The sequence below is a fragment of the Geobacillus sp. PLS 41 genome, assembly GCF_056494105.1.
Genome location: NZ_CM151395.1, coordinates 1,732,265 through 1,756,520 on the forward strand (window position 1 = coordinate 1,732,265; position 24,256 = coordinate 1,756,520).

General features: G+C 56.1%; 19 protein-coding genes and 3 pseudogenes. 17 read left to right on the forward strand and 5 right to left on the reverse strand.

Features of this window, described 5'->3' with window-relative positions; translation table 11 throughout:
* Nucleotides 1-4: 4 nt before the first annotated feature.
* From ACVX3G_RS08615 to ACVX3G_RS08665, 11 genes and pseudogenes are all read left to right on the forward strand, one after another.
* Nucleotides 5-1,108, forward strand: coding sequence for a leucine dehydrogenase (locus tag ACVX3G_RS08615; protein WP_011231863.1), 1,104 nt, complete (start codon nt 5-7; stop codon nt 1,106-1,108).
* Between the two features lie 55 nt (nt 1,109-1,163).
* Nucleotides 1,164-2,276 (forward strand): butyrate kinase, encoded by a 1,113-nt coding sequence (gene buk / locus ACVX3G_RS08620; protein WP_011231862.1) that lies wholly within the window; start codon nt 1,164-1,166, stop codon nt 2,274-2,276.
* A 30-nt stretch (nt 2,277-2,306) separates the two neighbouring features.
* On the forward strand, nt 2,307-3,728 hold the full coding sequence (lpdA, locus tag ACVX3G_RS08625; RefSeq protein ID WP_479454604.1) for a dihydrolipoyl dehydrogenase: 1,422 nt from the start codon (nt 2,307-2,309) through the stop codon (nt 3,726-3,728).
* 69 nt (nt 3,729-3,797) lie between these two features.
* Nucleotides 3,798-4,793, forward strand: coding sequence for a thiamine pyrophosphate-dependent dehydrogenase E1 component subunit alpha (locus ACVX3G_RS08630; RefSeq protein ID WP_011231860.1), 996 nt, complete (start codon nt 3,798-3,800; stop codon nt 4,791-4,793).
* A 13-nt stretch (nt 4,794-4,806) separates the two neighbouring features.
* The gene (locus ACVX3G_RS08635; protein WP_011231859.1) at nt 4,807-5,790 is read left to right on the forward strand and encodes an alpha-ketoacid dehydrogenase subunit beta; all 984 of its coding nucleotides are present in this window, start codon (nt 4,807-4,809) and stop codon (nt 5,788-5,790) included.
* 177 nt (nt 5,791-5,967) lie between these two features.
* On the forward strand, nt 5,968-7,311 hold the full coding sequence (locus tag ACVX3G_RS08640; protein ID WP_011231858.1) for a dihydrolipoamide acetyltransferase family protein: 1,344 nt from the start codon (nt 5,968-5,970) through the stop codon (nt 7,309-7,311).
* A gap of 119 nt (nt 7,312-7,430) precedes the next feature.
* Nucleotides 7,431-8,408 (forward strand): YncE family protein, encoded by a 978-nt coding sequence (locus tag ACVX3G_RS08645; RefSeq protein WP_047758052.1) that lies wholly within the window; start codon nt 7,431-7,433, stop codon nt 8,406-8,408.
* Nucleotides 8,405-9,079, forward strand: coding sequence for a response regulator transcription factor (locus ACVX3G_RS08650; RefSeq protein ID WP_011231856.1), 675 nt, complete (start codon nt 8,405-8,407; stop codon nt 9,077-9,079). The genes ACVX3G_RS08645 and ACVX3G_RS08650 overlap by 4 nt, the downstream gene beginning before the upstream one ends.
* Before the next feature lie 2 nt (nt 9,080-9,081).
* Complete coding sequence (locus ACVX3G_RS08655; RefSeq protein ID WP_011231855.1) at nt 9,082-10,488, forward strand: sensor histidine kinase; 1,407 nt, start codon at nt 9,082-9,084, stop codon at nt 10,486-10,488.
* A 66-nt stretch (nt 10,489-10,554) separates the two neighbouring features.
* Nucleotides 10,555-11,037 (forward strand): annotated as a pseudogene (locus ACVX3G_RS08660) (Uma2 family endonuclease); the annotation flags it as partial.
* Nucleotides 11,038-11,307: 270 nt separating this feature from the next.
* Nucleotides 11,308-12,444, forward strand: a complete 1,137-nt coding sequence (locus ACVX3G_RS08665) for an IS110 family RNA-guided transposase (protein ID WP_110107723.1) — start codon at nt 11,308-11,310, stop codon at nt 12,442-12,444.
* 344 nt (nt 12,445-12,788) lie between these two features.
* Here the strand turns inward: ACVX3G_RS08665 and ACVX3G_RS08670 are convergent.
* Nucleotides 12,789-12,925, reverse strand: a pseudogene (locus ACVX3G_RS08670) (type II toxin-antitoxin system HicB family antitoxin); the annotation flags it as partial.
* Between the two features lie 186 nt (nt 12,926-13,111).
* Here ACVX3G_RS08670 and ACVX3G_RS08675 point away from each other — a divergent pair.
* The 6 genes and pseudogenes from ACVX3G_RS08675 (at nt 13,112) to ACVX3G_RS08700 (ending at nt 20,345) form a co-directional block, all read left to right on the forward strand.
* Nucleotides 13,112-15,160: a methylmalonyl-CoA mutase family protein gene (locus ACVX3G_RS08675; protein WP_042380944.1), complete on the forward strand. Its 2,049-nt coding sequence runs from the start codon at nt 13,112-13,114 to the stop codon at nt 15,158-15,160.
* On the forward strand, nt 15,144-17,339 hold the full coding sequence (gene scpA / locus ACVX3G_RS08680; RefSeq protein WP_014196299.1) for a methylmalonyl-CoA mutase: 2,196 nt from the start codon (nt 15,144-15,146) through the stop codon (nt 17,337-17,339). Before ACVX3G_RS08675 ends, scpA begins: the two co-directional genes overlap by 17 nt.
* Entirely contained in the window at nt 17,336-18,484 is a 1,149-nt protein-coding gene (meaB, locus tag ACVX3G_RS08685) for a methylmalonyl Co-A mutase-associated GTPase MeaB (protein ID WP_047758049.1), read from the forward strand. The genes scpA and meaB overlap by 4 nt, the downstream gene beginning before the upstream one ends.
* 32 nt (nt 18,485-18,516) lie before the next feature.
* Complete coding sequence (locus ACVX3G_RS08690; protein WP_020756259.1) at nt 18,517-18,954, forward strand: BrxA/BrxB family bacilliredoxin; 438 nt, start codon at nt 18,517-18,519, stop codon at nt 18,952-18,954.
* A 240-nt stretch (nt 18,955-19,194) separates the two neighbouring features.
* Entirely contained in the window at nt 19,195-19,941 is a 747-nt protein-coding gene (locus ACVX3G_RS08695; RefSeq protein WP_033012375.1) for an HIRAN domain-containing protein, read from the forward strand.
* 107 nt (nt 19,942-20,048) lie between these two features.
* Nucleotides 20,049-20,345: pseudogene (locus ACVX3G_RS08700) on the forward strand (nucleotidyltransferase family protein).
* A 125-nt stretch (nt 20,346-20,470) separates the two neighbouring features.
* Here the strand turns inward: ACVX3G_RS08700 and ACVX3G_RS08705 are convergent.
* The 4 genes from ACVX3G_RS08705 to ACVX3G_RS08720 all read right to left on the reverse strand — a co-directional run bounded on the left by ACVX3G_RS08705 (nt 20,471) and on the right by ACVX3G_RS08720 (nt 24,246).
* Nucleotides 20,471-21,103 carry a hypothetical protein gene (locus ACVX3G_RS08705; RefSeq protein ID WP_021322388.1) on the reverse strand — a complete coding sequence of 211 codons (633 nt, stop codon included), beginning with the start codon at nt 21,101-21,103 and terminating at the stop codon, nt 20,471-20,473.
* Complete coding sequence (locus tag ACVX3G_RS08710) at nt 21,096-21,962, reverse strand: ATP-binding cassette domain-containing protein (RefSeq protein ID WP_014195391.1); 867 nt, start codon at nt 21,960-21,962, stop codon at nt 21,096-21,098. The genes ACVX3G_RS08705 and ACVX3G_RS08710 overlap by 8 nt, the downstream gene beginning before the upstream one ends.
* The gene (locus ACVX3G_RS08715; RefSeq protein ID WP_021322389.1) at nt 21,946-23,967 is read right to left on the reverse strand and encodes an ABC transporter permease; all 2,022 of its coding nucleotides are present in this window, start codon (nt 23,965-23,967) and stop codon (nt 21,946-21,948) included. Before ACVX3G_RS08715 ends, ACVX3G_RS08710 begins: the two co-directional genes overlap by 17 nt.
* A gap of 114 nt (nt 23,968-24,081) precedes the next feature.
* Nucleotides 24,082-24,246, reverse strand: a complete 165-nt coding sequence (locus ACVX3G_RS08720; RefSeq protein WP_014195389.1) for a hypothetical protein — start codon at nt 24,244-24,246, stop codon at nt 24,082-24,084.
* Between the last annotated feature and the right edge of the window lie 10 nt (nt 24,247-24,256).

Consider the following 24,256-nt stretch of genomic DNA (forward strand, 5'->3'; position numbering starts at 1 on the left):
AGTGATGGAACTGTTTCAATATATGGAAAAATATGATTATGAGCAAGTGTTGTTTTGCCAAGACAAAGAATCCGGATTGAAGGCGATCATTGTCATTCATGACACGACGCTCGGCCCGGCGCTCGGCGGGACGCGCATGTGGATGTACAATTCGGAAGAAGAGGCGCTTGAAGACGCCCTGCGCCTCGCCCGCGGCATGACGTACAAAAACGCGGCCGCCGGCCTTAATTTAGGCGGGGGCAAGACGGTCATCATCGGCGATCCGCGCAAAGATAAAAACGAGGCGATGTTCCGCGCGTTCGGCCGGTTCATTCAAGGGCTGAACGGCCGCTACATCACGGCGGAAGACGTCGGCACGACCGTTGCCGATATGGACATCATCTATCAGGAAACGGACTATGTCACCGGGATTTCGCCGGAATTCGGCTCATCCGGCAACCCGTCGCCGGCCACGGCTTACGGCGTATATCGCGGGATGAAAGCGGCGGCGAAGGAAGCGTTTGGCAGCGATTCGCTTGAAGGAAAAGTTGTCGCCGTCCAAGGGGTTGGCAATGTCGCCTACCATTTATGCCGCCATTTGCACGAAGAAGGAGCGAAACTCATCGTTACCGACATCAACAAGGAAGCGGTGGCGCGCGCGGTCGAGGAATTTGGGGCGAAAGCGGTCGACCCGAACGACATTTACGGCGTGGAGTGCGACATTTTTGCTCCATGCGCGCTCGGCGGCATCATCAACGACCAAACGATTCCGCAGCTGAAAGCGAAAGTGATCGCCGGCTCGGCGAACAACCAGCTGAAAGAGCCGCGCCATGGCGACATGATCCATGAAATGGGCATCGTCTATGCACCAGATTATGTGATCAACGCCGGCGGCGTCATCAACGTCGCCGATGAGCTGTACGGCTACAACCGTGAACGGGCGATGAAAAAAATCGAGCAAATTTATGACAACATCGAAAAAGTGTTTGCCATCGCCAAGCGTGACAACATTCCAACGTATGTGGCCGCTGACCGGATGGCCGAAGAACGAATTGAAACGATGCGCAAAGCGCGCAGCCAATTTTTGCAAAACGGCCATCATATTTTAAGCCGCCGCCGCGCCCGCTAATAGTGGCGAGGGGCGGCCTTCCGCCCCGCCGGCGGATGATGGAGGGACAGCAACGATGGAAGAGCAGAAGTTTCGCATTTTAACGATCAATCCAGGCTCGACTTCAACGAAGATCGGCGTCTTTGAAAACGAACGGCCATTGCTCGAAAAAACGATCCGCCATGAGGCGGACGTGCTTCGGCAATATAAAACGATCGCGGACCAGTATGAGTTCCGCAAGCAAACGATTTTGCAAGCACTGGATGAAGAAGGAATCAATTTATCGAAGTTGAGCGCCGTCTGCGGCCGCGGAGGGCTTCTCCGTCCGATCGAAGGCGGAACGTATCGCGTCAATGAGGCGATGCTTGAAGATTTGCGGCGCGGATATTCCGGCCAGCACGCGTCCAACCTCGGCGGCATTTTGGCGCATGAGATCGCCTCGGCCTTAAACATCCCGGCGTTTATCGTCGATCCGGTCGTTGTCGACGAACTCGATCCAATTGCCCGGATCAGCGGATTTCCGCTCATTGAGCGGCGCAGCATTTTCCATGCTTTAAACCAAAAGGCGGTCGCGCGCCGCGTCGCCAAGCAGCTTGGGAAACGGTATGACGAACTGAACTTGATCGTCGCCCATATGGGCGGCGGCATCACGGTCGGCGCCCACAAGCAAGGAAGGGTCGTCGATGTCAACAACGGCCTTGACGGCGAAGGCCCGTTCAGCCCGGAGCGCGCCGGGACGGTGCCAGCGGGCGATTTGGTTGCTTTATGCTTCTCTGGTGAATATTACCGCGAAGAGATCATGAACATGCTCGTCGGCGGCGGCGGCCTTGTCGGTTATCTTGGCACGAATGATGCGGTGAAAGTCGAGAAAATGATCGAAGCCGGCGATGAAAAGGCCAAGCTCGTGTATGAGGCGATGGCGTACCAAGTGGCGAAAGAAATCGGTGCGGCAAGCGCCGTGCTTTCCGGCAAAGTCGACGCCATCATTTTGACCGGCGGACTGGCGTATGGCAAATCGTTTGTCGAACAGATCACTCGCCGCGTGCAATGGATCGCCGATGTCATCGTCCATCCGGGCGAAAACGAACTGCAGGCGCTCGCTGAAGGCGCGCTTCGCGTCCTGCGCGGCGAAGAAGAGGAAAAAGTGTATCCAGGCAAGGCCGTTTCGCCGGTTCCAGCCCGGCGCTGATGCGGCAACGGACAGAAAGGAGAAGGCAAGATGGCAAAAGAATACGATGTCGTCATTCTCGGCGGAGGAACGGGTGGCTATGTGGCCGCCATTCGCGCCTCGCAGCTCGGGTTGAAAACGGCCGTTGTGGAAAAAGGGAAGCTCGGCGGCACGTGCCTGCACGCTGGCTGCATTCCGTCCAAAGCGCTGCTTCGCAGTGCCGAAGTGTACGCACAAACGAAAAACGGCGAGGCGTTTGGCGTCATCGCCGACGGCGTGCGCCTTGATTTTGCCAAAGTGCAGGCGCGCAAAGCGGCGATTGTTGAGCAGCTCCACAAAGGCGTGCAGCATTTGATGAAAAAAGGGAAAATCGATGTGTACGCCGGCACCGGCCGCCTGCTCGGCCCGTCGATCTTTTCCCCGCTGCCGGGGACGGTGTCGGTCGAAATGAACGACGGCAGCGAAAACGAAATGCTCGTCCCGGAATTCGTCGTCATCGCCACCGGTTCGCGCCCGCGCACGCTGCCGGGGCTCGAGCCGGACGGCGAATTCGTGATGACGTCCGATGAGGCGTTGCAAATGGAGACGCTCCCCTCGTCCATCTTGATCGTCGGCGGCGGTGTGATCGGCATGGAATGGGCGTCCATGCTTAATGATTTCGGCGTTGACGTGACGGTGCTCGAATATGCCGATCGCATTTTGCCGACAGAAGATGAAGACGTGTCAAAAGAAATGGAAAAACTGCTCCGCCGCCGCGGTGTCAACATCGTCACGGGAGCGAAAGTGCTGCCGGAAACGCTCGAGAAAGGAAACGGCGTCACGATCCAAGCGGAGCATCAAGGCGAGCGGAAAACGTTTACGGCCGACAAGATGCTTGTTTCCGTCGGGCGGCAGGCGAACATTGAGGGGATCGGCTTGGAAAACACCGAGATTGTCGTGGAGAAGGGGTATATTCAAACGAACGAGTTCGGCCAAACGAAAGAATCGCACATTTACGCGATCGGCGATGTCATCGGCGGCCTGCAGCTTGCCCATGTCGCCGCCCATGAAGGGATTGTCGCCATTGAGCATTTGGCCGGGCACAACCCAGCGCCGATTGACTATACGATGGTGCCCCGCTGCATTTACACCCGTCCGGAAGCGGCGGCGGTCGGCTTAACCGAACAAGAGGCGAAAGCGAAAGGCTATGATGTCAAGGTCGGCAAATTTCCGTTTAAAGCCATTGGCAAGGCGCTTGTGTTCGGTGAGGCGGAAGGGTTTGTGAAACTCATCGCCGACCGGAACACGGACGATCTGCTTGGCGTCCATATGGTCGGGCCGCACGTGACCGATTTGATTTCCGAAGCCGGTCTCGCCCGCGTGCTTGATGCGGCTCCGTGGGAAGTGGCGCATGCGATCCATCCGCATCCGACGCTGTCAGAGGCCATGGCGGAAGCGGCGCTGGCGGTCGATGGCAAAGCTATTCATTTTTAACCGATTTCGCCGTATGCGCGCGGCGCGTGATCATTGGTTGACTATGTGAATCTAAGGGAGGTTGTTGCGATGGCGCAAAACCGTCATCAGGCGCTTGGATTAAGCGATGACACGGTGTTGGAAATGTATGAAACGATGCTCTTGGCCCGCAAGCTCGATGAACGGATGTGGCTGTTAAACCGCGCGGGGAAAATTCCGTTCGTCATCTCATGCCAAGGGCAGGAAGCGGCGCAAGTCGGCGCGGCATTCGCCCTCGACCGGACGAAAGACTATGTCTTGCCGTATTACCGCGATGTGGGCGTTGTCCTGACGTTTGGCATGACGCCGAGAGAATTGATGTTGGCGGCGTTTGCCAAGGCGGAAGACCCGAACTCCGGCGGCCGGCAAATGCCAGGGCATTTCGGGAAAAAGAAAAACCGGATCGTCACCGGTTCATCGCCCGTGACGACGCAAGTGCCGCATGCGGTTGGCTTTGCGCTGGCGGCGAAAATGGAAAAGAAAGATTTTGTCGCCTTCGTCACGTTCGGCGAAGGGTCGTCGAACCAAGGCGACTTCCATGAAGGGGCGAACTTCGCCGGCGTTCATAAACTCCCAGTCATCTTTATGTGCGAAAACAACAAGTACGCCATTTCCGTGCCCATTTCGAAACAACTCGCGTGCGAAAAGGTGTCCGACCGCGCCATCGGCTATGGCATGCCGGGCTATACGGTCGACGGCACCGATCCGCTTGAAGTGTACCGAGTCGTGAAAGAAGCGGCCGACCGCGCCCGCCGCGGCGAAGGGCCGACGCTCATCGAGGCCGTGACATACCGGCTGACGTCGCACTCGTCGGACGATGACCACCGCGTCTATCGGACGGAAGAAGAGCTCGCCGAAGCGCGCGCCAAAGACCCGATCGTGTCGTTTGCCAACTATTTGAAAGAAACCGGCGTTTTGACCGACCAGCTTGACGAGGACATTCAAGCGCGCGTCATGAAAGAAGTGAACGAAGCGACCGACTACGCGGAGAAGGCTCCGTACGCCGAGCCGGAGCATGCGCTTCGCTACGTGTATGCCGAGGAGTAAGGGGGAATCGACGATGCCTGTTATTTCCTATATTGATGCGGTTACGATGGCGATTCGTGAAGAGATGGAGCGCGACCCGCGCGTGTTTGTGTTAGGAGAAGACGTCGGCCGGAAAGGCGGAGTGTTCAAAGCGACGCAAGGATTGTACGAGCAGTTCGGCGAAGAGCGCGTCATCGACACGCCGCTTTCCGAGTCGGCGATCGTCGGCGTCGGCATCGGCGCGGCGATGTACGGCCTGCGCCCGATTGCCGAAATTCAGTTTGCCGATTTTATCATGCCGGCGGTCAACCAAATCATTTCTGAAGCGGCGCGCATCCGCTATCGCTCGAACAACGACTGGAACTGCCCGATCGTCATCCGCGCCCCATACGGCGGCGGCGTTCACGGCGCTTTGTACCATTCGCAGTCAGTCGAAGCGATTTTCGCCAACCAGCCTGGGTTAAAAATCGTCATGCCGTCGACGCCGTACGATGTGAAAGGGCTGCTGAAAGCGGCGATTCGCGACGAAGACCCGGTGCTCTTTTTCGAGCATAAACGCGCCTACCGCCTCATTAAAGGGGAAGTGCCGGAGGACGACTACGTGCTTCCGATCGGCAAGGCGGACGTCAAGCGTGAAGGCGATGACATCACGGTCATCACGTACGGGCTGTGCGTCCATTTTGCCTTGCAGGCGGCCGAGCGCGTCGCCCAAGACGGCATTTCTGTCCATCTGCTCGATTTGCGCACCGTCTATCCGCTCGACAAAGAAGCGATCATCGAGGCGGCGAGCAAAACAGGAAAAGTGCTGCTCATTACGGAAGACAATAAAGAAGGCAGCGTCATGAGCGAAGTCGCCGCCATTATCGCGGAGCATTGTTTGTTTGATCTCGACGCGCCGATTATGCGCCTCGCCGGCCCGGACGTTCCGGCCATGCCGTATGCGCCGACGATGGAAAAATTCTTTATGATCAATCCAGAAAAAGTCGAAAAAGCAATGCGCGAATTAGCGGCGTTTTAACAGATGAACAAAAGGCGTCTCCAGCTTGGAGGCGTCAGGAAAACATGGGATGTTCGGTTAGGGAATCATTTCATCCTAATGAAGGGATTCCCCACAAACGCCGGCCTCGAAGCCAACCCTAGACGGCGTGGGGACGTCACGGCAAAGATATTGCAACAGAGATAGGAGGGTATCGATGTGGCCATCGAACAATTGACGATGCCTCAGCTCGGGGAAAGCGTCACGGAAGGCACGATCAGCAAATGGCTCGTTTCCCCGGGCGACAAAGTGAACAAATACGACCCGATCGCTGAAGTCATTACCGATAAAGTGAGCGCGGAAATTCCGTCGTCGTTTGCCGGCGTCATCCGCGAGCTGATCGCCAAAGAAGGGGAGACGCTCCCAGTCGGCGCGCCGATTTGCACGATCGAAGTCGAAGGCGCTGCACCGGCTTCGGAAGCGAAGCCGGCGGATGAAGCGCCGAAAGCAGAAGACAACGCCAAGCCAGCCGCTCCGAAAAAGGCCGGCCGGGCAAACAACGGCCGCTATTCGCCGGCCGTGCTCCGCTTGGCTCAGGAACACGGCATTGACCTCGAACAAGTCGAAGGCACCGGCCTTGGCGGGCGGGTGACGCGCAAAGATTTGCTGAAGCTCATTGAGTCTGGACAAATTCCGAAAGCGGGAGCGGCACCGGCGGCGGAACAAGCCGCGCCAAAAGCGGAACCGAGAACGGAACAACCGGCCACAGCCGCCGCAACCGTTCAACCGTCTGCCGCGGCCGCGCCAACCGCGCCGCAGGCAGCGCCGATCAAACCAGCGGCCCCGAACGTCGAAGCCGGAGCGGGCGACATCGAAATTCCGGTCACCCCGGTGCGCAAGGCGATTGCGGCGAACATGCTCCGCAGCAAACACGAAGCGCCGCACGCTTGGACGATGGTCGAAGTCGACGTCACCGATCTTGTCGCCTACCGCGATGCCATCAAAGACGAGTTCAGGCGGCGTGAAGGCTTCAATTTGACGTATTTCGCCTTCTTCGTCAAGGCGGTCGCCCAAGCGCTGAAAGAATTCCCGCAGTTGAACTCAGTGTGGGCGGGCGATAAGATCATTCAGCGCAAGGACATCAACATATCCATCGCTGTCGCGACGGATGACGCCTTGTTCGTGCCCGTCATCAAGCACGCCGATGAAAAAACGATCAAAGGCATCGCCCGCGAAATCGCTGAACTGGCGGCAAAAACGCGCGCCGGCAAACTGCGCCCGGAAGACATGCAGGGCGGCACGTTCACCGTCAACAACACCGGCGCGTTCGGCTCGGTGCAGTCGATGGGCATTATCAACTACCCGCAAGCGGCCATTTTGCAAGTGGAAACGATCGTCAAACGTCCGGTCGTCAAAAACGGCATGATCGCCATCCGCGACATGGTCAACTTATGCTTGTCGCTCGACCACCGCGTCTTGGACGGCCTCATTTGCGGCCGCTTCCTCGCCCGCGTCAAAGCGATTTTGGAAAACATGAACAAAGACAACACGCCGATTTATTAACGATTCCCCCATCGCCATCGGTTGGCGGTGGGGGTTTTTGCGTGGCGCGATTTCAAACTTCTTTCACAAATGTGATGTATAATGAGGACAGAAACGAACGTGCGAAGGAGAAAAACGAGATGAAACGAGCGAGCGTATGGATGTTGTTGTGTTGCTTCTTTCTGCTAAGCGGCTGCGCCAATCCGTCGTTTCCCCCGGTGGCCGATTCGCTTTCTGTCGTCATCAGCCTCGATGTCAAAGCGGAAACGGTCACCTTTTTGAACGCGGAAAATGGCGGCAAGATCGCCCGTTGGAACATCAACGAACCGTTTCAAGGCGGGGCGTTGAGCTCGGACGGCCGGACGCTTCTTTTGTACGGGCGGGATCTTGACGGCGTCTATCGGTACGATCTCGCGACCGGGAAGCTGCTTGGCGAATGGAAAATAGGAAGCGGCATTGTGAGCGCTGCTCCATCTCCGGATGGCCGCACGTGGTTTTTTGGCGACAGCACCCATCACGCGGTGCGCGTTGTGAGCCGGGACGGGAAAGAGATCGCCCGCCTTTCGGTCGGACGCTCCCCGATGACGCTGCTTGTCAATCGCCAGGGAACGGAGCTGTATGCCATCGACTTTCAAGACGGCCGCGCCTTTGTCATTGATGCAAGCCGCCTCCGTGTCATTCGCTCATTTTCTGTGCCGAAGATGGCGTTAGGCGGATTGATGCGCGAGCGGCAAGGGGAGCTGTGGGTCGGCGGACACGGAAGCGGAAACAAGGTGGAGAAGAATGTTCACGTCTATTCGCTTCAAGACGGCCGCTTGTTGCGGACGATTGCCGCCCCGATCATGCCGGTTGATTTTGTCGAAACAGGCCGCGGCGTGTTTGTGCTAAGCCACGGTTCGAACACGATCTATCAGTTTTCAAAAGAAGGAAAAAAACTCGCTTCGGCGTCTGTCGGCGCCAATCCGTTTGCCATGGAAGCGGCAGGAAGCCGTTTGTATATTGCGAGTTATGACAGCGATGAAATCATCGTGGTCGATGAGGCGACGCTGCGTCCGCTTGCCCGTTGGAAGACGGGAGACGGCCCGCTGCAGCTATTCATTCGGGAGGGACGAACATGAGCGAACGAACCGTTTTAATCGTCGATGATGAAGAAGAAATGCGCCTGCTCGTTGGCATGTATTTGGAAAACGCCGGCTTTCGTTGCCTCGAAGCAGGGGACGGGGAAGAAGCGCTGGTGCTGCTTTCGCAACATCCGGTTGATGCCGTGCTGTTGGACGTCATGATGCCAAAACAGGACGGATTCGCCGTCTGCGCCCGCATCCGCGAGCAGTCGGACGTGCCGATTTTGTTTTTGACCGCGCTTGGCGAAGAATGGGATAAAGTGAAAGGATTGAAGCTTGGCGGCGACGATTACATCGTCAAACCGTTCAGCCCAGGAGAGCTCATCGCCCGCCTTGAGGCGGTGTTGCGCCGGGTGCAGCGCGTCCGCGAGAATGACGGCCGGCTGCAATTTGGCGACCTTGCCATCGACGAAAAAGGACGAACCGTGACCGTTGGCGGCGAGGCGGTGAAGCTGACGTTGAAGGAGTTTGAGCTGCTGCTGTTTTTGGCAAAACACCGCGGCCAGGTGTTCAGCCGCGACGATTTGCTCGTCAAAGTGTGGGGATATGATTATACAGGAAACGCCCGCACGGTCGATACGCATGTGAAAACGCTGCGCATGAAGCTGAAAGACGCCGCCCGCCACATCCAAACCGTATGGGGCATCGGCTACAAGTTTGAGGGATGAACATGAAACGGCTTCGGTTAGGACAAAAACTATGGCTGGCGATCGGCGCCGCGGTCGTGGCGACGCTGGCGTTTTCCTTTGGCCTTCTGAATTATTTTTACCGGACGGTGTACATGAAAGAAGTTGAGCGAACGTTGATCGCGGAAGGGACGAGCCTCGCCCGCGACTATCGCGGCGGGGCGGTGACGGAGGCATATCGCCGTCAAATCGAATGGTATGACGAAAAATCAACGGCCACGATCTTGTTGATCGACAACCCGCGCGAACTGAGCGCCTGCTTTCCGTTTCCGGTCCACTATGACGCGTTAGTCAGCGGCCGCGACCGGGAAACATTGTTAGCCGGGAAGCCTGTTGTCAAAACGGGATACGAAAAGCGGTTCGGACGCCGCGTGATGGCGGTCGTCGTTCCGCTTTTGGACGGCAAGCGGCTTGAAGGAGCGATTTACTTGTATTTGCCGTTAGCCGACGTTCAGGAAGCAACGAAGCGGGCGGCCGCCGCGTTTTGGCCGTTGGCCGCCATATTCGCCGCCGCGCTTTTGGTTGTCGGCCGACGGATGGTGCGGCAGATGACCGAGCCGCTCCAAGCGATGGAACAAGCGGCAGAACGCATGGCGGAAGGACGCTACGAAGCGGACATCCCCGTGCGGAGCGATGATGAAATCGGCCGCCTGGCGGAGGCGTTCAACCAAATGGCGGACGCCATTGCTAAAGAAGACGAGCGGAAACGCGAGTTCTTAGCGAACGTCTCGCATGAGCTGCGCACGCCGCTCAGCTATATGAAAGGATACAGCGAAGCACTCCTTGCTGGCCTCGCGAAAACGAAGGAAGAAGAAAAGGCGTACCTTCGCCTTATCCACCGCGAAACGGAGCGGATGGAGCGGCTGGTGCGCGATCTTCTTGACCTGGCGCGCCTTGAAGGGCAAAGCGTGCCGCTCGAGCGCGCGCCGGTGGCGTTTGCCCAAGTGATCGAAGATGTCATCGCCACGTACGAACCGATCGCCTCGCAAAAGCGGATCGAGTTGGCGTGCGAGTTGGACTATGACATCATCGTCAACGGCGACGCCGACCGGCTCGAACAAGTCGTGCGCAACTTGCTTGACAACGCCATCCGCTACACCCCGGAAGGCGGCGCGGTGACGGTGCGGCTTTCCCGCTTGTCGGAAGCGGAAGGCGAGCTTGTCATCCAAGACACGGGAAAAGGCATTCCGAAAGACCAGCTCCCGCTTCTCGGCCAGCGCTTTTTCCGCGTCGACCGCGCCCGCACCCGCAAAGAAGGCGGCACCGGCTTGGGGCTTGCCATCGTCAAACAAATCGTCTCTCTTCATGACGGCGCGATTTGGTTCGACAGCGACCTTGGACGCGGGATGACCGTATTCGTCCGCCTGCCGCTCGTTCGGGAAGAGGAATAAACATCGTTCAAGACACAGGAATGGATGATGTATAATCAATATAAAATTAGGAGGCAGGTGGAGGATATGGGTTCACCAGAAAAGGAACAGGCCCCTATGACCTACAAAGAGTATGCGACATGGCCGGAAGGAAAACGGTGCGAGGTCTTGGACGGGAACATCATTAGCATGGCGCCGTCGCCGACACCGGAACATCAATCAGTTTCGCTTCAACTTTCCATTGAATTCGGGATGCATCTTCGTGGGAAGGATTGCCGCGTGTTGGCCGCCCCGATCGATGTGTATCTTTTCGAAGATCATCGCAAGGGATGGATGGATGAAAACGTCCGAAACTGGGTATGCCCCGATCTTGTCGTCATCTGCGACAAAAACAAAATTCAAAAAAACCGCATTGTCGGGGCTCCGGATTTGGTCGTCGAGATCTTGTCCCCCGCCACGGCCAAAATCGACCGGATGGACAAACGGATCGCGTACGAGCGGGCCGGGGTGAAGGAATATTGGATCGTTGACCCGGCGAATCAAGTGGTGGAAGTGTATTTGCGCGGAAAAGTTCCATGAGCAATTTTTGCTCTCCACCCGGGCATGAAAATCCCCCTTTTCTTCCCATAATGAAGAATAGGCGCAAACAGTTCAACAGGACGTTATGCTTAATGGTGGCTTAGACCCTGTACGGAAAAGTGTTTGAATCCACTGGGTGCACCACCCATTGTCCGCCCTTTCCTGTGATAGAGGAAAGGTGACGACGAACGGAAAACTGCCGCATTTCTCCCGTGGATTCGCTGTTTGCGCACTCGATCATCGAAAAGGAGGATTTTCATCATGGATGTCATCTATCCTCGCTGCGCAGGATTGGATGTTCATGCCGAAACCATCGTCGCCTGCGCGCTATGGGAAGAAGATGGACACATTCAAAAGGACATTCAAACCTTCTCCACGTTCTCGAAAGGACTTGGCGACCTGCTCGAGTGGCTCGAAGACCATGGGGTCACCCATGTCGCCATGGAATCCACCGGCGTGTATTGGAAACCGGTCTTTGCCTTCCTCGAGGGCTATGTCGACTTGACTTTGGCCAATCCGCAGCGGATCAAAAATGTCCCGGGAAGAAAAACCGATGTCTCTGACGCCGAGTGGATCGCCAAGCTGCTCCGTCATGGACTCATTGAAAAAAGTTTCGTCCCCCCAGCGCCGATTCGTGAACTGCGGGATTTTACCCGCCTCCGCAAAAAGTGGGTCGGACAGTTGAGTTCAGAGAAAAACCGGATTCAAAAAGTGCTGGAGTCTTCCAATGTCAAACTGGGCTCCGTCCTCTCGGATCTCTTCGGCGTTTCCGGACGAAACATCCTTGCCCGGCTGCTCGAGAAGGGATACGTGGACAAGGACGAGCTGGATCAATGCCTGCGCGGAAGGCTCAAAAAGAAAAAGCAAGCGGTGTACGATTCGCTGCTCGGCACCTTGACCGAACACGAGCTCCGTCTCCTTCGCCTCTTGTGGAAACACGTTGAGGAATTGGAGCAGTTAATCGAAGAAGTCGACCAGCACATCGACCGCCTGCTCGAGCCGTATCGCGAGGAAGTCGAATTGCTGATGACCATGCCCGGAGTGAAAAAACAAACCGCCGCCGTCATCATAGCCGAGATGGGAACCGACATGAGCGTCTTTGAAACGCCGGAACGGGCGGCTTCATGGACTGGATTGTCCCCCGGCAACCATGAAAGCGCCGGAAAGCGAAAGAGCACGCGCACGACAAAAGGCAATCCCCATCTCCGATCGGCGTTATGCGAGGCGGCATGGTCAGCAGCTCGATCCAAGACACATCCCTTGTCCCGAAAATTTTGGTCGTTGGCGGCCCGATGCGGGAAGAAAAAAGCCCTCATCGCCACAGCTCGACGAATGTTGGTGATCATCTTTTGCATGATCTCCCGCAAAGAGTCGTTCCGCCAACCACAACTTATCTAGTATAGCCAACAGGCAGCCAGATCATACGAGATGTCCGAAAATGGGGCACCTCTGCTTTCCTATTGCCTTCTTTGGCCATTTTCAGTATACCCACACGGATCAGGAGCGTATACAGCACTCACCCAGTGGTGGGGATTTTTACGGAAAAACAGGAAGATTGGAACTTCATGGAGTGTACAACCGGGATGACGCCGTTTTGGTTCATGTATTGAAGGATTTCGTGATCGATTTGCGAAACATTTTCCAATGAATAAATGGCAGTTGAGATTTTCGCTAAGCGGTGATTTGGAGGGGGACGAGGGAGCATCGTCCAAGAGAGCATGCAACAACGCCCTCTTCCTTTCATGTTTTTTCAGGGCTTCTTGGAGGATTTGTGAATCGTTGAGATGGTGTTGTTTCGCCAAGTCATCGAGCCATTTCGGGATCGTTCATGTTTTTTTTTGACCGCTTTGTTTTCCATTTCATGGCGAAATGGTGGCATCAGCAAGTTGTTTGCCTTTTTGTTCATTGCCCAAACGCGGCCGATGTACTACAATAAACATAGAAACCGTTTTTTCCCACACGAAGCGTCATCAGCGCTTCGTTCTGAGCAGACGGGTTCGAGAGGGAAAGGTGCGGCTTGAAAAGAAAGCGGTTTCTTATGTCTGGAAGGCAAAGGGGGATCGGAATGAGCGATGTCGCAAAGATGAAGGAAGCGGCGTTTCCGGCTCCGACGGTGGAGGAGTGGGAGCGGGAAGCGGAAAAGTCGCTGAAAGGCAAGCCGCTCGAGCGGCTTGTATCGATGACGTACGAAAACATTGCGGTCAAACCGCTCTATACGCGCCGCGATGTGGAGGCGCTCGGCCCGCTTGAGCAGTACCCGGGCTTTGGCCGCTATGTGCGTGGGGCGCGGCCGGAAGGGTATCGGGGCGAGCCGTGGAAGGTGAGCCAGGAGATTTCGGCAGCGAGCCCGTCCGACTGGAACGAGGCAGTGAAGCACGACTTGGAGCGGGGGCAGACGGAAATCCATCTTGCCCTTGGCCGGCTGCCGTTTGCCGTCGAGTCGGTTGATGATGTGGCGGCGATGTTGGATGGCGTGCCGCTGGACCGCTATTCGCTCCGTGTGGACGCCGGGGCGCGGTCGCTTTCGTTTTTGGCGCTGTTGGCCGCTTATTTAGAGGAACGGGGCGTCCCGCTATCGAGCGTACGGGGCGCGATCGGCATGGATCCGCTCGGAGCGTGGGCGGAGCAGGGGACGCTCCCGTGTTCGCTTGAGCGGCTGTATGATGAAATGGCGGAAGCAACGAAGTGGGCGAAGGAACAGATGCCTGCCGTTCGCACGATTTTGGTGCGCGGCGAGCCGTACCATAACGGCGGGGCGAACGCCGTGCAGGAGCTCGCGTTTTCGTTGGCGGCAGCCGTCGAGTACATCCGCGCCGGGTTGGACCGGGGCTTGACGGTTGATGACATCGCGACAAGGATGCAAGTGTCGCTCGCCGTCGGAGCCGACTTTTTCATGGAAATCGCCAAGCTGCGGGCGGCGCGGCGGTTGTTTGCGCAAGTGATCGAAGCGTTTGGCGGCGGTGAATCAGCAAGGCGGATCGAGCTGCATGTGCGCACGTCGCCCTTTACGAAAACGGTGTACGACCCGTATGTGAACATGCTCCGAGCGGCGGCGGAAGCGTTTGCGGCCGTTGTCGGCGGCGCCGATGGCGTGCACGTGTCGCCGTTTGACGAGGCGCTCGGACTCGCTGATGAGTTTTCGCGGCGCATCGCCCGCAACACGCAGCTCATTTTGCTCGAAGAGGCGCATGTGGCGAACGTCATCGATCCGGCGGGCGGCTCGTATTATGTGGAAACGTTGACCGCCAAGCTCGCCGAAGAAGCGTGGAAGCTGTTCCAGCGTGTGGAGGAAAAAGGCGGCATGGCGAAGGCGCTCGAAGACGGCTTCGTGCAGACGGAAGTGGAAGCGGTCGCCAAGCGGCGGCTGGATCGTGTCAAGACGCGGAAGGAAAAAATCGTTGGCACGAACGTGTACGCCAATTTGGAGGAAACGCCGGTCGAAAAACCGAAGCAAGACGCAGCGAATGTGGCGCTGCCGCTGGATGAAAAGCGGGTGGCCGATATTCGCGCCTCGCTCGCGGGCGGGAAGTGGATGGAAGCGGCGATTCGTGCGGCCTGCCGTCGAGCAACCGCTCGGGAGATCGCGGCGGCGTTGGTCGATGGGAACGCGGTTGTTGCCATCACGCCGATTCGGGCATGGCGCTTGGCCGAGCCGTTTGAGCAGCTGCGGAAGGCAGCCGAGGAGCATGCCGAACGCACAGGAAGCAGGCTTTCCGTTCACTTGATCAATATCGGGCCGCTTGTCCGTCATCAAGCGCGCGCCGATTTCATCGCCGGGCTGTTTGCGGCCGGCGGGGTGGCGGCTGAGCGGAGCGATGGCTTTGCCTCGGTCGCGGAAGCGGTCGAATGGGTGCGGAACACGAACGGGACGCATTATATCGTGTGCGGCGCCGATGACGATTACCCGGCGTTCGTTCCAGCGTTGGCTGAGGCGTTCAAGCAAGCCAAGCCGAACGCGAAGCTGTATGTCGCCGGAAAGCCGCCGGAAGAGCTTGAGAGAACGTACGCGGACGCGGGCGTGGACGGATCGATTCATCTCGGTTCGAACGCGTACGATGTGATCGTGGCGTTTCTAACGGAAAGAGGGGTGGCGCTTGATGGCGAAGTACGTTGATTTTACCAACATGACGCTTTCCGACGCAACGGCCGATGTGGATGAGAAACAGTGGAGAGACGCGGTGGAGCGGCGCGTGCAAGCGTCGATCGATGAGCTGTTGTTTCAGACGAACGAACACATTGCGGTGAAGCCGCTTTATACAAAGGAAGACATCGATGGGCTCGATTTTCTTGATTATATGCCCGGCTTGCCGCCGTACTTGCGCGGGCCGTACCCGACGATGTACGTCGTGCGGCCGTGGACGATCCGCCAATACGCCGGCTTTTCGACCGCCGAGGAGAGCAACGCCTTTTATCGGCGCAACTTGGCGATGGGGCAAAAAGGGCTGTCGGTCGCTTTTGACTTGGCGACGCACCGCGGCTATGACTCCGACCATCCGCGCGTCGTCGGCGACGTCGGCAAAGCGGGGGTGGCCATCGACTCGGTGCTCGATATGAAAATTTTGTTTGACGGCATCCCGCTCGACCAAATGTCAGTGTCGATGACGATGAACGGGGCGGTGCTCCCGATTATGGCGTTTTACATCGTCACCGCCGAAGAGCAGGGAGTGACGCAAGACAAGCTGTCCGGCACGATCCAAAACGATATTTTGAAAGAATATATGGTGCGCAACACGTACATTTATCCACCGGAGATGTCGATGCGCATCATCGCCGACATTTTCGCCTATACGGCCAAATACATGCCAAAATTCAACAGCATCAGCATTTCCGGCTACCATATGCAAGAAGCCGGGGCGCCGGCCGATTTGGAGCTGGCGTACACGCTCGCTGACGGGCTTGAGTACGTGCGCACCGGCTTGAAAGCCGGCATTGACATCGACTCGTTCGCGCCGAGGCTGTCGTTTTTCTGGGCGATCGGCATGAACTACTTTATGGAAGTGGCGAAACTGCGGGCGGCGCGCCTCATGTGGGCGAAAATGATGAAAACGTTCAATCCGAAAAATCCAAAATCGCTCGCTCTAAGGACGCATTCGCAAACGTCGGGCTGGAGCTTGACCGAGCAAGATCCGTTCAACAACGTCGTGCGCACGCTCATCGAGGCGCACGCGGCGGCGATGGGGCATACGCAGTCGCTCCATACGAACGCCTTGGATGAAGCGATCGCCTTGCCGACCGACTTCTCGGCGCGCATCGCCCGCAATACGCAGCTGTACTTGCAGGAAGAAACCGGCATTTGTCGGACGATCGACCCGTGGGCCGGTTCGTATTACGTCGAGACGTTGACGAACGAGTTGATGAAGCGGGCGTGGGCGCATATCGAAGAAATCGAAAGCTTAGGCGGGATGGCGAAAGCCATTGAAACCGGCATCCCGAAAATGCGCATCGAAGAAGCGGCGGCCCGCCGCCAAGCGCGCATCGATTCAGGAGCGGAAACGATCATCGGCGTCAATAAATACCGCCCGGAAAAAGAAGAGCCGATCGACATTTTGGAAGTCGACAACACCGCCGTGCGCCAGCGGCAAATCGAGCGGCTGAACGAGCTAAAGGCGACGCGCGACAACGAGCAGGTCGAAGCGGCGCTTGACGCCATCACAAAAGCGGCGGAAACGGGCGAGGGGAATTTGCTCGAGCTTGCCGTCCAAGCGGCGCGCGTCCGGGCGACGCTCGGGGAAATTTCGTACGCGATCGAAAAAGTGGCGAGCCGCCATCGCGCCGCCATCCGCTCGATCAGCGGCGTTTACAGCTCGGAATACAAAAACGAAGCGCAGCTCGAGCGGGTGAAGCGACGGGTTGAGCAGTTCGCCGAACTCGAAGGACGCCGCCCGCGCATCTTGATCGCGAAAATGGGGCAGGACGGCCATGACCGCGGGGCGAAAGTCATCGCCACGGCGTTTGCTGATTTAGGGTTTGACGTCGACATCGGCCCGCTCTTCCAGACGCCGGAAGAAACGGCGCGCCAGGCGGTCGAAAACGATGTGCACGCCGTCGGCATCAGTTCGCTCGCCGGAGGGCATAAAACGCTTGTGCCGCAGCTCGTCGAGGAGCTTGAAAAACTTGGCCGCGATGATATTTTGGTCGTCGTCGGCGGCGTCATTCCGCCGCAAGACTACGCGTTTTTGTATGAGCACGGCGCCGCCGCCATTTTCGGACCGGGCACGGTCATTCCGGAAGCGGCGGAAAAAGTGTTGGATGAAATTTACGCCCGGCTTGGCTATGAGGAAGTGAACCAATGAACGGCGAAGAGAAACGGCGGGAACAGGCAAGCGGCCAGAGCGCAGTTTCGGACGGACAGCCGCGGCGCCCGGAATGGGCGGACGGCAATGGTCTGTCGTCGTACGTGCAAGCCGAGCGCCCGCCGGCGCCGAAGCGGCTCGTGCGGCGAAAAGAACGATCGGTTAAAGAATACGTCCAAGGAGTGCTCGCCGGCGACCGCACCATTTTGGCGCAGGCGATTACGCTTGTCGAAAGCAATGCGGCCAGGCATATGGATCTCGCCCAGCAAGTGCTCAATGAACTGCTTCCGCACGTCGGCCGCTCGATTCGCATCGGCATCACCGGCGTGCCGGGGGCGGGAAAAAGCACGTTCATTGAAGCGTTTGGCACGTTTTTGTGCGAGCAGGGCCATCGCGTCGCCGTCTTGGCCGTCGACCCGACGAGTTCGTTGACCGGCGGCAGCATCCTTGGCGACAAAACGCGGATGGAGGCGCTTGCCCGCCATCCGCACGCCTTCATCCGTCCATCTCCATCCGGTGGGGCGCTTGGCGGCGTGCATCGGAAAACGCGCGAGACGATGATGCTGTGCGAAGCGGCCGGCTATGACATCATCCTCGTCGAGACGGTCGGCGTCGGGCAAAGCGAGTTTGTCGTCCGCGGGATGGTTGACTTTTTCCTGCTGCTCGCCTTAACCGGCGCCGGCGATGAGCTGCAAGGCATGAAGCGCGGCATCATGGAGCTGGTCGACGCCATCGTCATCAACAAGGCGGACGGCGATAATAAAGAAAAAGCGCGGATGGCGCAAAACGAATACAACCAGTTTCTCCATTACCTCCGCCCGGCCACGCCCGGCTGGGAGACGAAAGCATACACATGCTCGGCGCTGTTGGGCGAAGGGATCGCCGACATGTGGCGCGTCATCCAGGCGTTCGTCGAGACGACGAAGCGATCCGGCGTCTTTTTTGACCGCCGCCGCCAGCAGCAAAAAGACTGGATGCACGCCATGATCAAAGAATATGTGGAAACGCGCTTTTTTGCCGATCCGGTCGTGAAAGAAAAGCTCCCGATGCTCGAGAACAGCGTCATTTCCGGCGCCAAGCCGGTCACCGCCGCCGTCCGCGAGCTGATCGAAGCGTATGAACGGAAGCAGAGCGGTGAACTGTGATATGATAAAGGAAAATCGAAGGAGGTGTTGAGATGTTCCAATTTCAATTTCCGCTCTATCACGACATCGTCGAACAAGCGCGGCGTGAAGCGGTCGAAGCCGGATTTGAAGAGCTGCGCACGCCGGAAGACGTCGATGCGGCATTCCGCCGTCCGGGCACCACGCTTGTCCTCATCAACTCCGTGTGCGGCTGCGCCGGCGGCATCGCCCGTCCCGCAGCGGCCCACGCCGTTCACTACGACAAGCGCCCGGACCATTTGGTGACCGTCTTTGCCGGCCAAGACAAAGAAGCAACGGCCCGCGCGCGCGAGTATTTTGTCGGCGAGCCGCCGTCCTCGCCGTCGTTCGCGTTGTTAAAAGACGGGAAATTGTGCGCCATGCTCCACCGCCACGACATCGAAGGGCACGAACCGGTCGCCGTCGTGCAAAAGCTGCAGGCGCTGTTTGACGAATATTGCGAGGAAGTGTGAAAGGAGAACCCGAAGTTCGAAAAGGGACTTCGGGTTTTTGCATGACCATTATTGTTTGTGATAATAGAAATGAAGAAGGAAATTGATCGTATCAGTCAAATAAATGAGCAACAAGTCACAACTGTTTTAGATGGTGTTTCAGAAAATGTCATGAGTAAAATTTACAAAGAATGGGTATTAAAATTATTACAGTATCGAAAAGAATGGCTCGTAAATTGGTATATGGAGGTGAAATAAGCGATGCGCCCTTTTGTGCTTTGGTTAATTTGGCAAAATGAATGTACTCGGCAGCGATATCATATTGGAAACTTATTACACGATGGGGATAAGTATGTATTTTATTATGAACGTAGCAGGAAGAGAAGAGGACTGTTCGAAGCACTAGAAAACGGTTATCAACCTCATTTGTCGTTTCCGGATATAGGAAAAAAATACGTTTCTAACAGATTGTTCGGGCCTTTTGAGCGGCGTTTGCCTGACCGGCGCCGTCCGGATTTTTTAGAAATTTTGCGGACATACGGCTTGCCGCGCGATTGTACAGATATGGATATGCTGCGAGCGACTGGTGGTAAACTTGCGACAGATTCTTATGAATTTGTAGCGCCAATTTATGTATCGGGAAATCATTTCGATTTTGATTTTTATGTCGCGGGTTGGAGATATTACGAGGGAGATCGAGTAATTCAATATCTTAAAGTGGGGGATAAGGTACATTTTCGATTAGAGCCGGAGAATAGGCAAGATTCTAAAGCAGTAGAAGTGTTAACAGATGAAGGGGGTAAGCTAGGGTATATTCCTGCTTTCTATAGCGAGTTTATGTTTAACCTTATTCAAAATAACGGGCGTTATATGGCGAGAATTGAATCAATTCATGTTGAGGCTTTTCCACAGCGGAAAGTAAATATAAGTGTCTACGGTGAGCTCCTTCCATCTTGCCAGACGCAAGATCTCGATATGCTACATGAAATATCGTTAGAAGTGATTTAGTCTGTTCACTGTTTTCTGAAGTAGGCATGTTTGATTTCAGATGAATGAATATGTCCACGAAATCGAAACGCTACTGCAAAACATCAAAGAAGAAGTGATCGACCGTGATGTATGGAATGAGCCCGACCGTGTTTGAACGGCTGATGGCGTATTTCGCGGGCGAAGAAGATATACAAAAAGTCGTTTTGTTCGGCTCGCGGGCGCGCGGCACGGCCCGCTACAACTCGGACATTGACTTGTGCATTGACTAGACCGGAAAACAGAAGTGGAAAATCAAAGAGGATCTTGACGAGATTGTCGGCATTTACTCATGTGATGTGCTCTTTTTTGACGCGCTGAACGAAGCGATCCGGCGCGAAATCGAGCGCGACGGGAAGACGATTGATGACAAAGCCCGCTCATAAACTATTTTTGTTTAGGATGGTCTGTCCCGTATCGGGGAGATGAGGTGGGGGCTGTACGGGTGTGTCCAACGAACGGAGACCACACCAGCAAGCCCCCACATTCCTCTGTTGGGTTCCGCCCTCGTTTACCAAAACTCCCGTCCAATCCACCACACCGAAAGGACAATGCCCGCCCCCAGCCACATCATGGGGAGAAGGAGGGACAGCGAATCCGCCGGCGCTTGAAACAAAAACAGATGCGGCCACGGCATGAACGTCCCTTGCGTCGCGACTTCCATAAACGTATAGACCGCGATGACGGACAAGGCGACATCCAGGCTGCCAAAGACGCCTAACAAGGCAAGCCCAATCAACTGGTAAAACAAAAACAACAGAAACAGGTGCCCCAACACGGGAGCGGTGAGAAACATCGTTCCTTGAATCCCTATGACCGCCGCGACAAGAAGAGCGATGCATCCCCCATGCAAAACGGCATAGCGGACCAAGTCGAAGACGACCGCTTTCCGGTAATGCCATACCAACGCGTCTTTCGCCCCTTCGTCGTACAAATGGCGGTACAAAAAGACGAGATGCCATCCGGCGATCGGCACGGCGATGCCTTGGATGACGGTGTACGGCAAAAACGGTTCGTCGGAGCGGGCGGACAAGATCCCCATCAACCCGACGCACAGCCCATAGACGAGAAACGGAAACCAGTACAATCGGCCGAGCAAGCGGCGGTCAAAAGAAAAATGATGGGCGATCGTCTTTTTATCCATGCGCTTCCGCCTCTTTCAACAACGCCAAATATCCGTCCATCAGCCGCGGGGCGACGCGCCGACCGATCGGCTCTTCGGACAAGACGCGCACGACGACGTGGGAAGGCTCTTCGCTCATTTGCACGACTTCGTTGGTGGCCATGATCGAGTCGAGTTCCGCAAACGGCACCTCCAACTCATACGTATAAGGGGCGGCTTTTTGCTTGAGCTCGTCCGGGCTGCCTTCAAACAGCACCGTGCCGCGGTCCAACACCCCGATTTTGGTGCACAGAAATTCAATGTCCTCGACAAGATGCGAAGAGATGACGATCGTATGATCGTGCCCCAGCCGCTTCAACAAATTGCGAAACCGTACGCGCTCACGGATGTCAAGCCCGGCCGTCGGCTCGTCAAACAGGAGGATGGACGGCTCCCGAAGCAGCAGCATGGCAATGCCCACCCGCCGCCGCATGCCGCCGGACAGCTCGCGCATTTTTTTGTTGATGTGCGAAGACAAGTTGACTTGTTCGATGACCTTCTCGATTTTGGATCGGCAGGCGGCGGGATGTTCACCTTGCAAGACAGCGAGATGCTCAAGCACTTCATACATCGTCAGCTCCGGGTACATCATAAACTCTTGCGGCAAATAGCCGATCTCGTTTACCCGCTTCACTCTCGTGCCCGTGCTGATCGGCTCGTCTCCGAGCGACACCCGTCCGGCATTGAACTCCAACAGTCCGGCCACAATGCGCATCAACGTCGTCTTGCCGGCGCCGTTTGGCCCCAGCAAGCCGTACACGCCGGAGAGGGTGAGGGAGACATCGGATAAAATCGGCTTCTTTTTCACGATTTTCGTCAATCCTTCAATGACGACCGCCAACGCCGTTCACCTCCTGCATCATCTCCAAGATGCGGTCCCATGTCCAACCGTCGTCCATGTTCGCATACCATGTCCGCAAACATCGTTGCTTTTGGTCGACATCCAGCGGCTGAAACGCTTGATAAATGGCTTCAATTTGCTTCTTTACGGATGACGGCTGCGACTCGAACCACTCGCTTTTGGAGCTCCAGTCGATCACCGAAAGGCCTTGTTTTTGCATCAGCCAGCGGGTGGCCAGCGAAATCCACTCGTTGTACATGATCCGCGATCCTTTCGGCGGAACCGAAAGACGGAGCATTTTTTCATAATAATCTCGTTCCATATGATAGGTGCCAATCGAAAAAAAATTCGTGTTATAGACAAGATGGTCATGGGCCATAAACGAGGATAGCCCCGAGCTGGAGAACACAATCTTGTTCGGCAACGATGAAACCGCCGTTGATGCGATTTGTTGTACATGACGGAATGTTTTTTCCATCTGGTGGATGACCGTCGGCGCCCGTTCCGCCATGTGCGGCCAATCGGCCGGGTAGGTGATCTCATATCCTTGATCGACGAGTTGATGCCCTTGCCCTTTGATCAAGGTGACCGCTTGCGCCTTCCCTCGGTAAACCGTCCCCCGCTTTGGCACATTGCAAAACAGCACATCGCCGTCCACGTTCAAGGTAAAGGTGTACGTTTCATTCGGAACGAATTGATCGGTGAACGCCCCATCCCAAGCTCTCGTTCCCGCCACCTGATATTCATAAGCCTGATACATGTGCGAAGCTCTCCTTTTCGGATACCACGCTCGATCAGCCAACAGAACGATACGGCCATTGGTGTACGGGATGAGAGCTGTATCGACGATCTCATACGAAAACGTGAGCGTCGAGGTGCGTTTCGGCAGCCACACGGTCACGAGATCGCCGTTTCTTGTAAACTTGACGGGCTGATGGTCCGCTTCAATCGAGTGGAGCGGATACAAATGGTACAGTTGAAACGTGGGCCGGTTCGTTTCCAACTGGGACAAGGCCACGCGCACGACCGCGCGCGATCCATGCAAGGAAATGTCATACGACTGGATACGGTAGCGCAAATCGGCTTTGATGGTTTGCGGCATTCGACGGTACTCCTCGAGTTCGGTCGTCTGATCGGCCCGAGTAAACGCCTTGGTGTTCGTTTGCAAGGAGTGGTAGGCGGTTAGGACGATCAGAAACGGGAAGATGAGCAGCGCTTTCAGGACGGCGTTTCGCTCCTTTCTCGTCTGCGTAAAGCGGATCGACGACAACAACGCCAACCCGACAAGGGAAAGAAACCACGCGGCCCATTTCCATTCCCCGCCGCGGTCGACCTCAAACCCGATGTAGGAATCATACGCTCGTTGAATCGCGTGTTTTCCGATAAACAGCAGCGACGCCCAGTCGCGGGCATGAACAGTTTTGGACAGATCGATGAACAGCTCAGTCGTCATCGGGCCGGTCAGGATCCATACAAGCAACATAGCGAAAAAACTGACCTTTTTCGTTTCCAACAGCAGCGCGATGATGACGCCGTACAGAACGGTGAGCACGAGCGGTCCAAACTGGTAGACGGCGAGAAACCGAAGCAGCGACCAATACAGATCCGAAGGCTCCACCCCAACGAAGAGATACACGAGTGAAAAAACGCCGTAGCTCATCATCAGCATGATCCCTTGGCACAGCGCATGAACCGCCAGCAAGGCGCTCATTTTCTCCAGCAAAATCCGGTAGCCGTCGGCGAACCATGACGAAACGCCGTAACGAAGCTCGTTGGAGTAGAGAAAGTAGAACCATACGATGTAAAAGAGCGAAACGATTTGGACAAGCATGAACACTTCAGAAGGCAAATCTCCAGAGTATTCCATGCCTGCATTCATATCGTCTGAAAAGAATAAAATGAACCTGACAAGCAGCAAAACAAAAAATAGGATGCTGGCGCCAACGTATAACTTGCTTTTCAACAATCGTTTCCAATAAAAAACAAACAGCCATTTCCACCTCATCACCGATCAACCGCTTTCTTTCTGAGAAGTTGACAAATGAAAAATGCGGTCAGGGATCTCCGCATTCTTTTTTAGGCGTATCCCTGACTTCCTCATCATCCGGATTCGGCATCGTTATTTGACCGTAATGGTCACGTATCCTCTTGAACCAACCGTTTGGCCAACAATTTGGCCATAATACTTATCGTCTTTGGTTTGTGGAAAACTGCGCGTTTCTTCTTGACCAGGATTGAGCCAGTTGGTGGAGGCGACGACGCTGTCGGGCCACCAATTGATCAATTTGTAAGCA

What these genes read in the sequence shown, in the direction of transcription:
- ACVX3G_RS08690 (WP_020756259.1), top strand. Translation starts at nt 18,517, where the DNA reads ATGTTCCAATTTCAATTTCCGCTCTATCACGACATCGTCGAACAAGCG.
- meaB (WP_047758049.1), top strand. Translation starts at nt 17,336, where the DNA reads ATGAACGGCGAAGAGAAACGGCGGGAACAGGCAAGCGGCCAGAGCGCA.
- scpA (WP_014196299.1), top strand. Translation starts at nt 15,144, where the DNA reads ATGGCGAAGTACGTTGATTTTACCAACATGACGCTTTCCGACGCAACG.
- ACVX3G_RS08665 (WP_110107723.1), top strand. Translation starts at nt 11,308, where the DNA reads ATGGATGTCATCTATCCTCGCTGCGCAGGATTGGATGTTCATGCCGAA.
- ACVX3G_RS08705 (WP_021322388.1), bottom strand. Translation starts at nt 21,103, where the DNA reads ATGGATAAAAAGACGATCGCCCATCATTTTTCTTTTGACCGCCGCTTG.
- ACVX3G_RS08615 (WP_011231863.1), top strand. Translation starts at nt 5, where the DNA reads ATGGAACTGTTTCAATATATGGAAAAATATGATTATGAGCAAGTGTTG.
- ACVX3G_RS08630 (WP_011231860.1), top strand. Translation starts at nt 3,798, where the DNA reads ATGGCGCAAAACCGTCATCAGGCGCTTGGATTAAGCGATGACACGGTG.
- ACVX3G_RS08635 (WP_011231859.1), top strand. Translation starts at nt 4,807, where the DNA reads ATGCCTGTTATTTCCTATATTGATGCGGTTACGATGGCGATTCGTGAA.
- ACVX3G_RS08675 (WP_042380944.1), top strand. Translation starts at nt 13,112, where the DNA reads ATGAGCGATGTCGCAAAGATGAAGGAAGCGGCGTTTCCGGCTCCGACG.
- buk (WP_011231862.1), top strand. Translation starts at nt 1,164, where the DNA reads ATGGAAGAGCAGAAGTTTCGCATTTTAACGATCAATCCAGGCTCGACT.
- ACVX3G_RS08655 (WP_011231855.1), top strand. Translation starts at nt 9,082, where the DNA reads ATGAAACGGCTTCGGTTAGGACAAAAACTATGGCTGGCGATCGGCGCC.
- lpdA (WP_479454604.1), top strand. Translation starts at nt 2,307, where the DNA reads ATGGCAAAAGAATACGATGTCGTCATTCTCGGCGGAGGAACGGGTGGC.
- ACVX3G_RS08650 (WP_011231856.1), top strand. Translation starts at nt 8,405, where the DNA reads ATGAGCGAACGAACCGTTTTAATCGTCGATGATGAAGAAGAAATGCGC.
- ACVX3G_RS08645 (WP_047758052.1), top strand. Translation starts at nt 7,431, where the DNA reads ATGAAACGAGCGAGCGTATGGATGTTGTTGTGTTGCTTCTTTCTGCTA.
- ACVX3G_RS08715 (WP_021322389.1), bottom strand. Translation starts at nt 23,967, where the DNA reads ATGAGGTGGAAATGGCTGTTTGTTTTTTATTGGAAACGATTGTTGAAA.
- ACVX3G_RS08695 (WP_033012375.1), top strand. Translation starts at nt 19,195, where the DNA reads ATGCGCCCTTTTGTGCTTTGGTTAATTTGGCAAAATGAATGTACTCGG.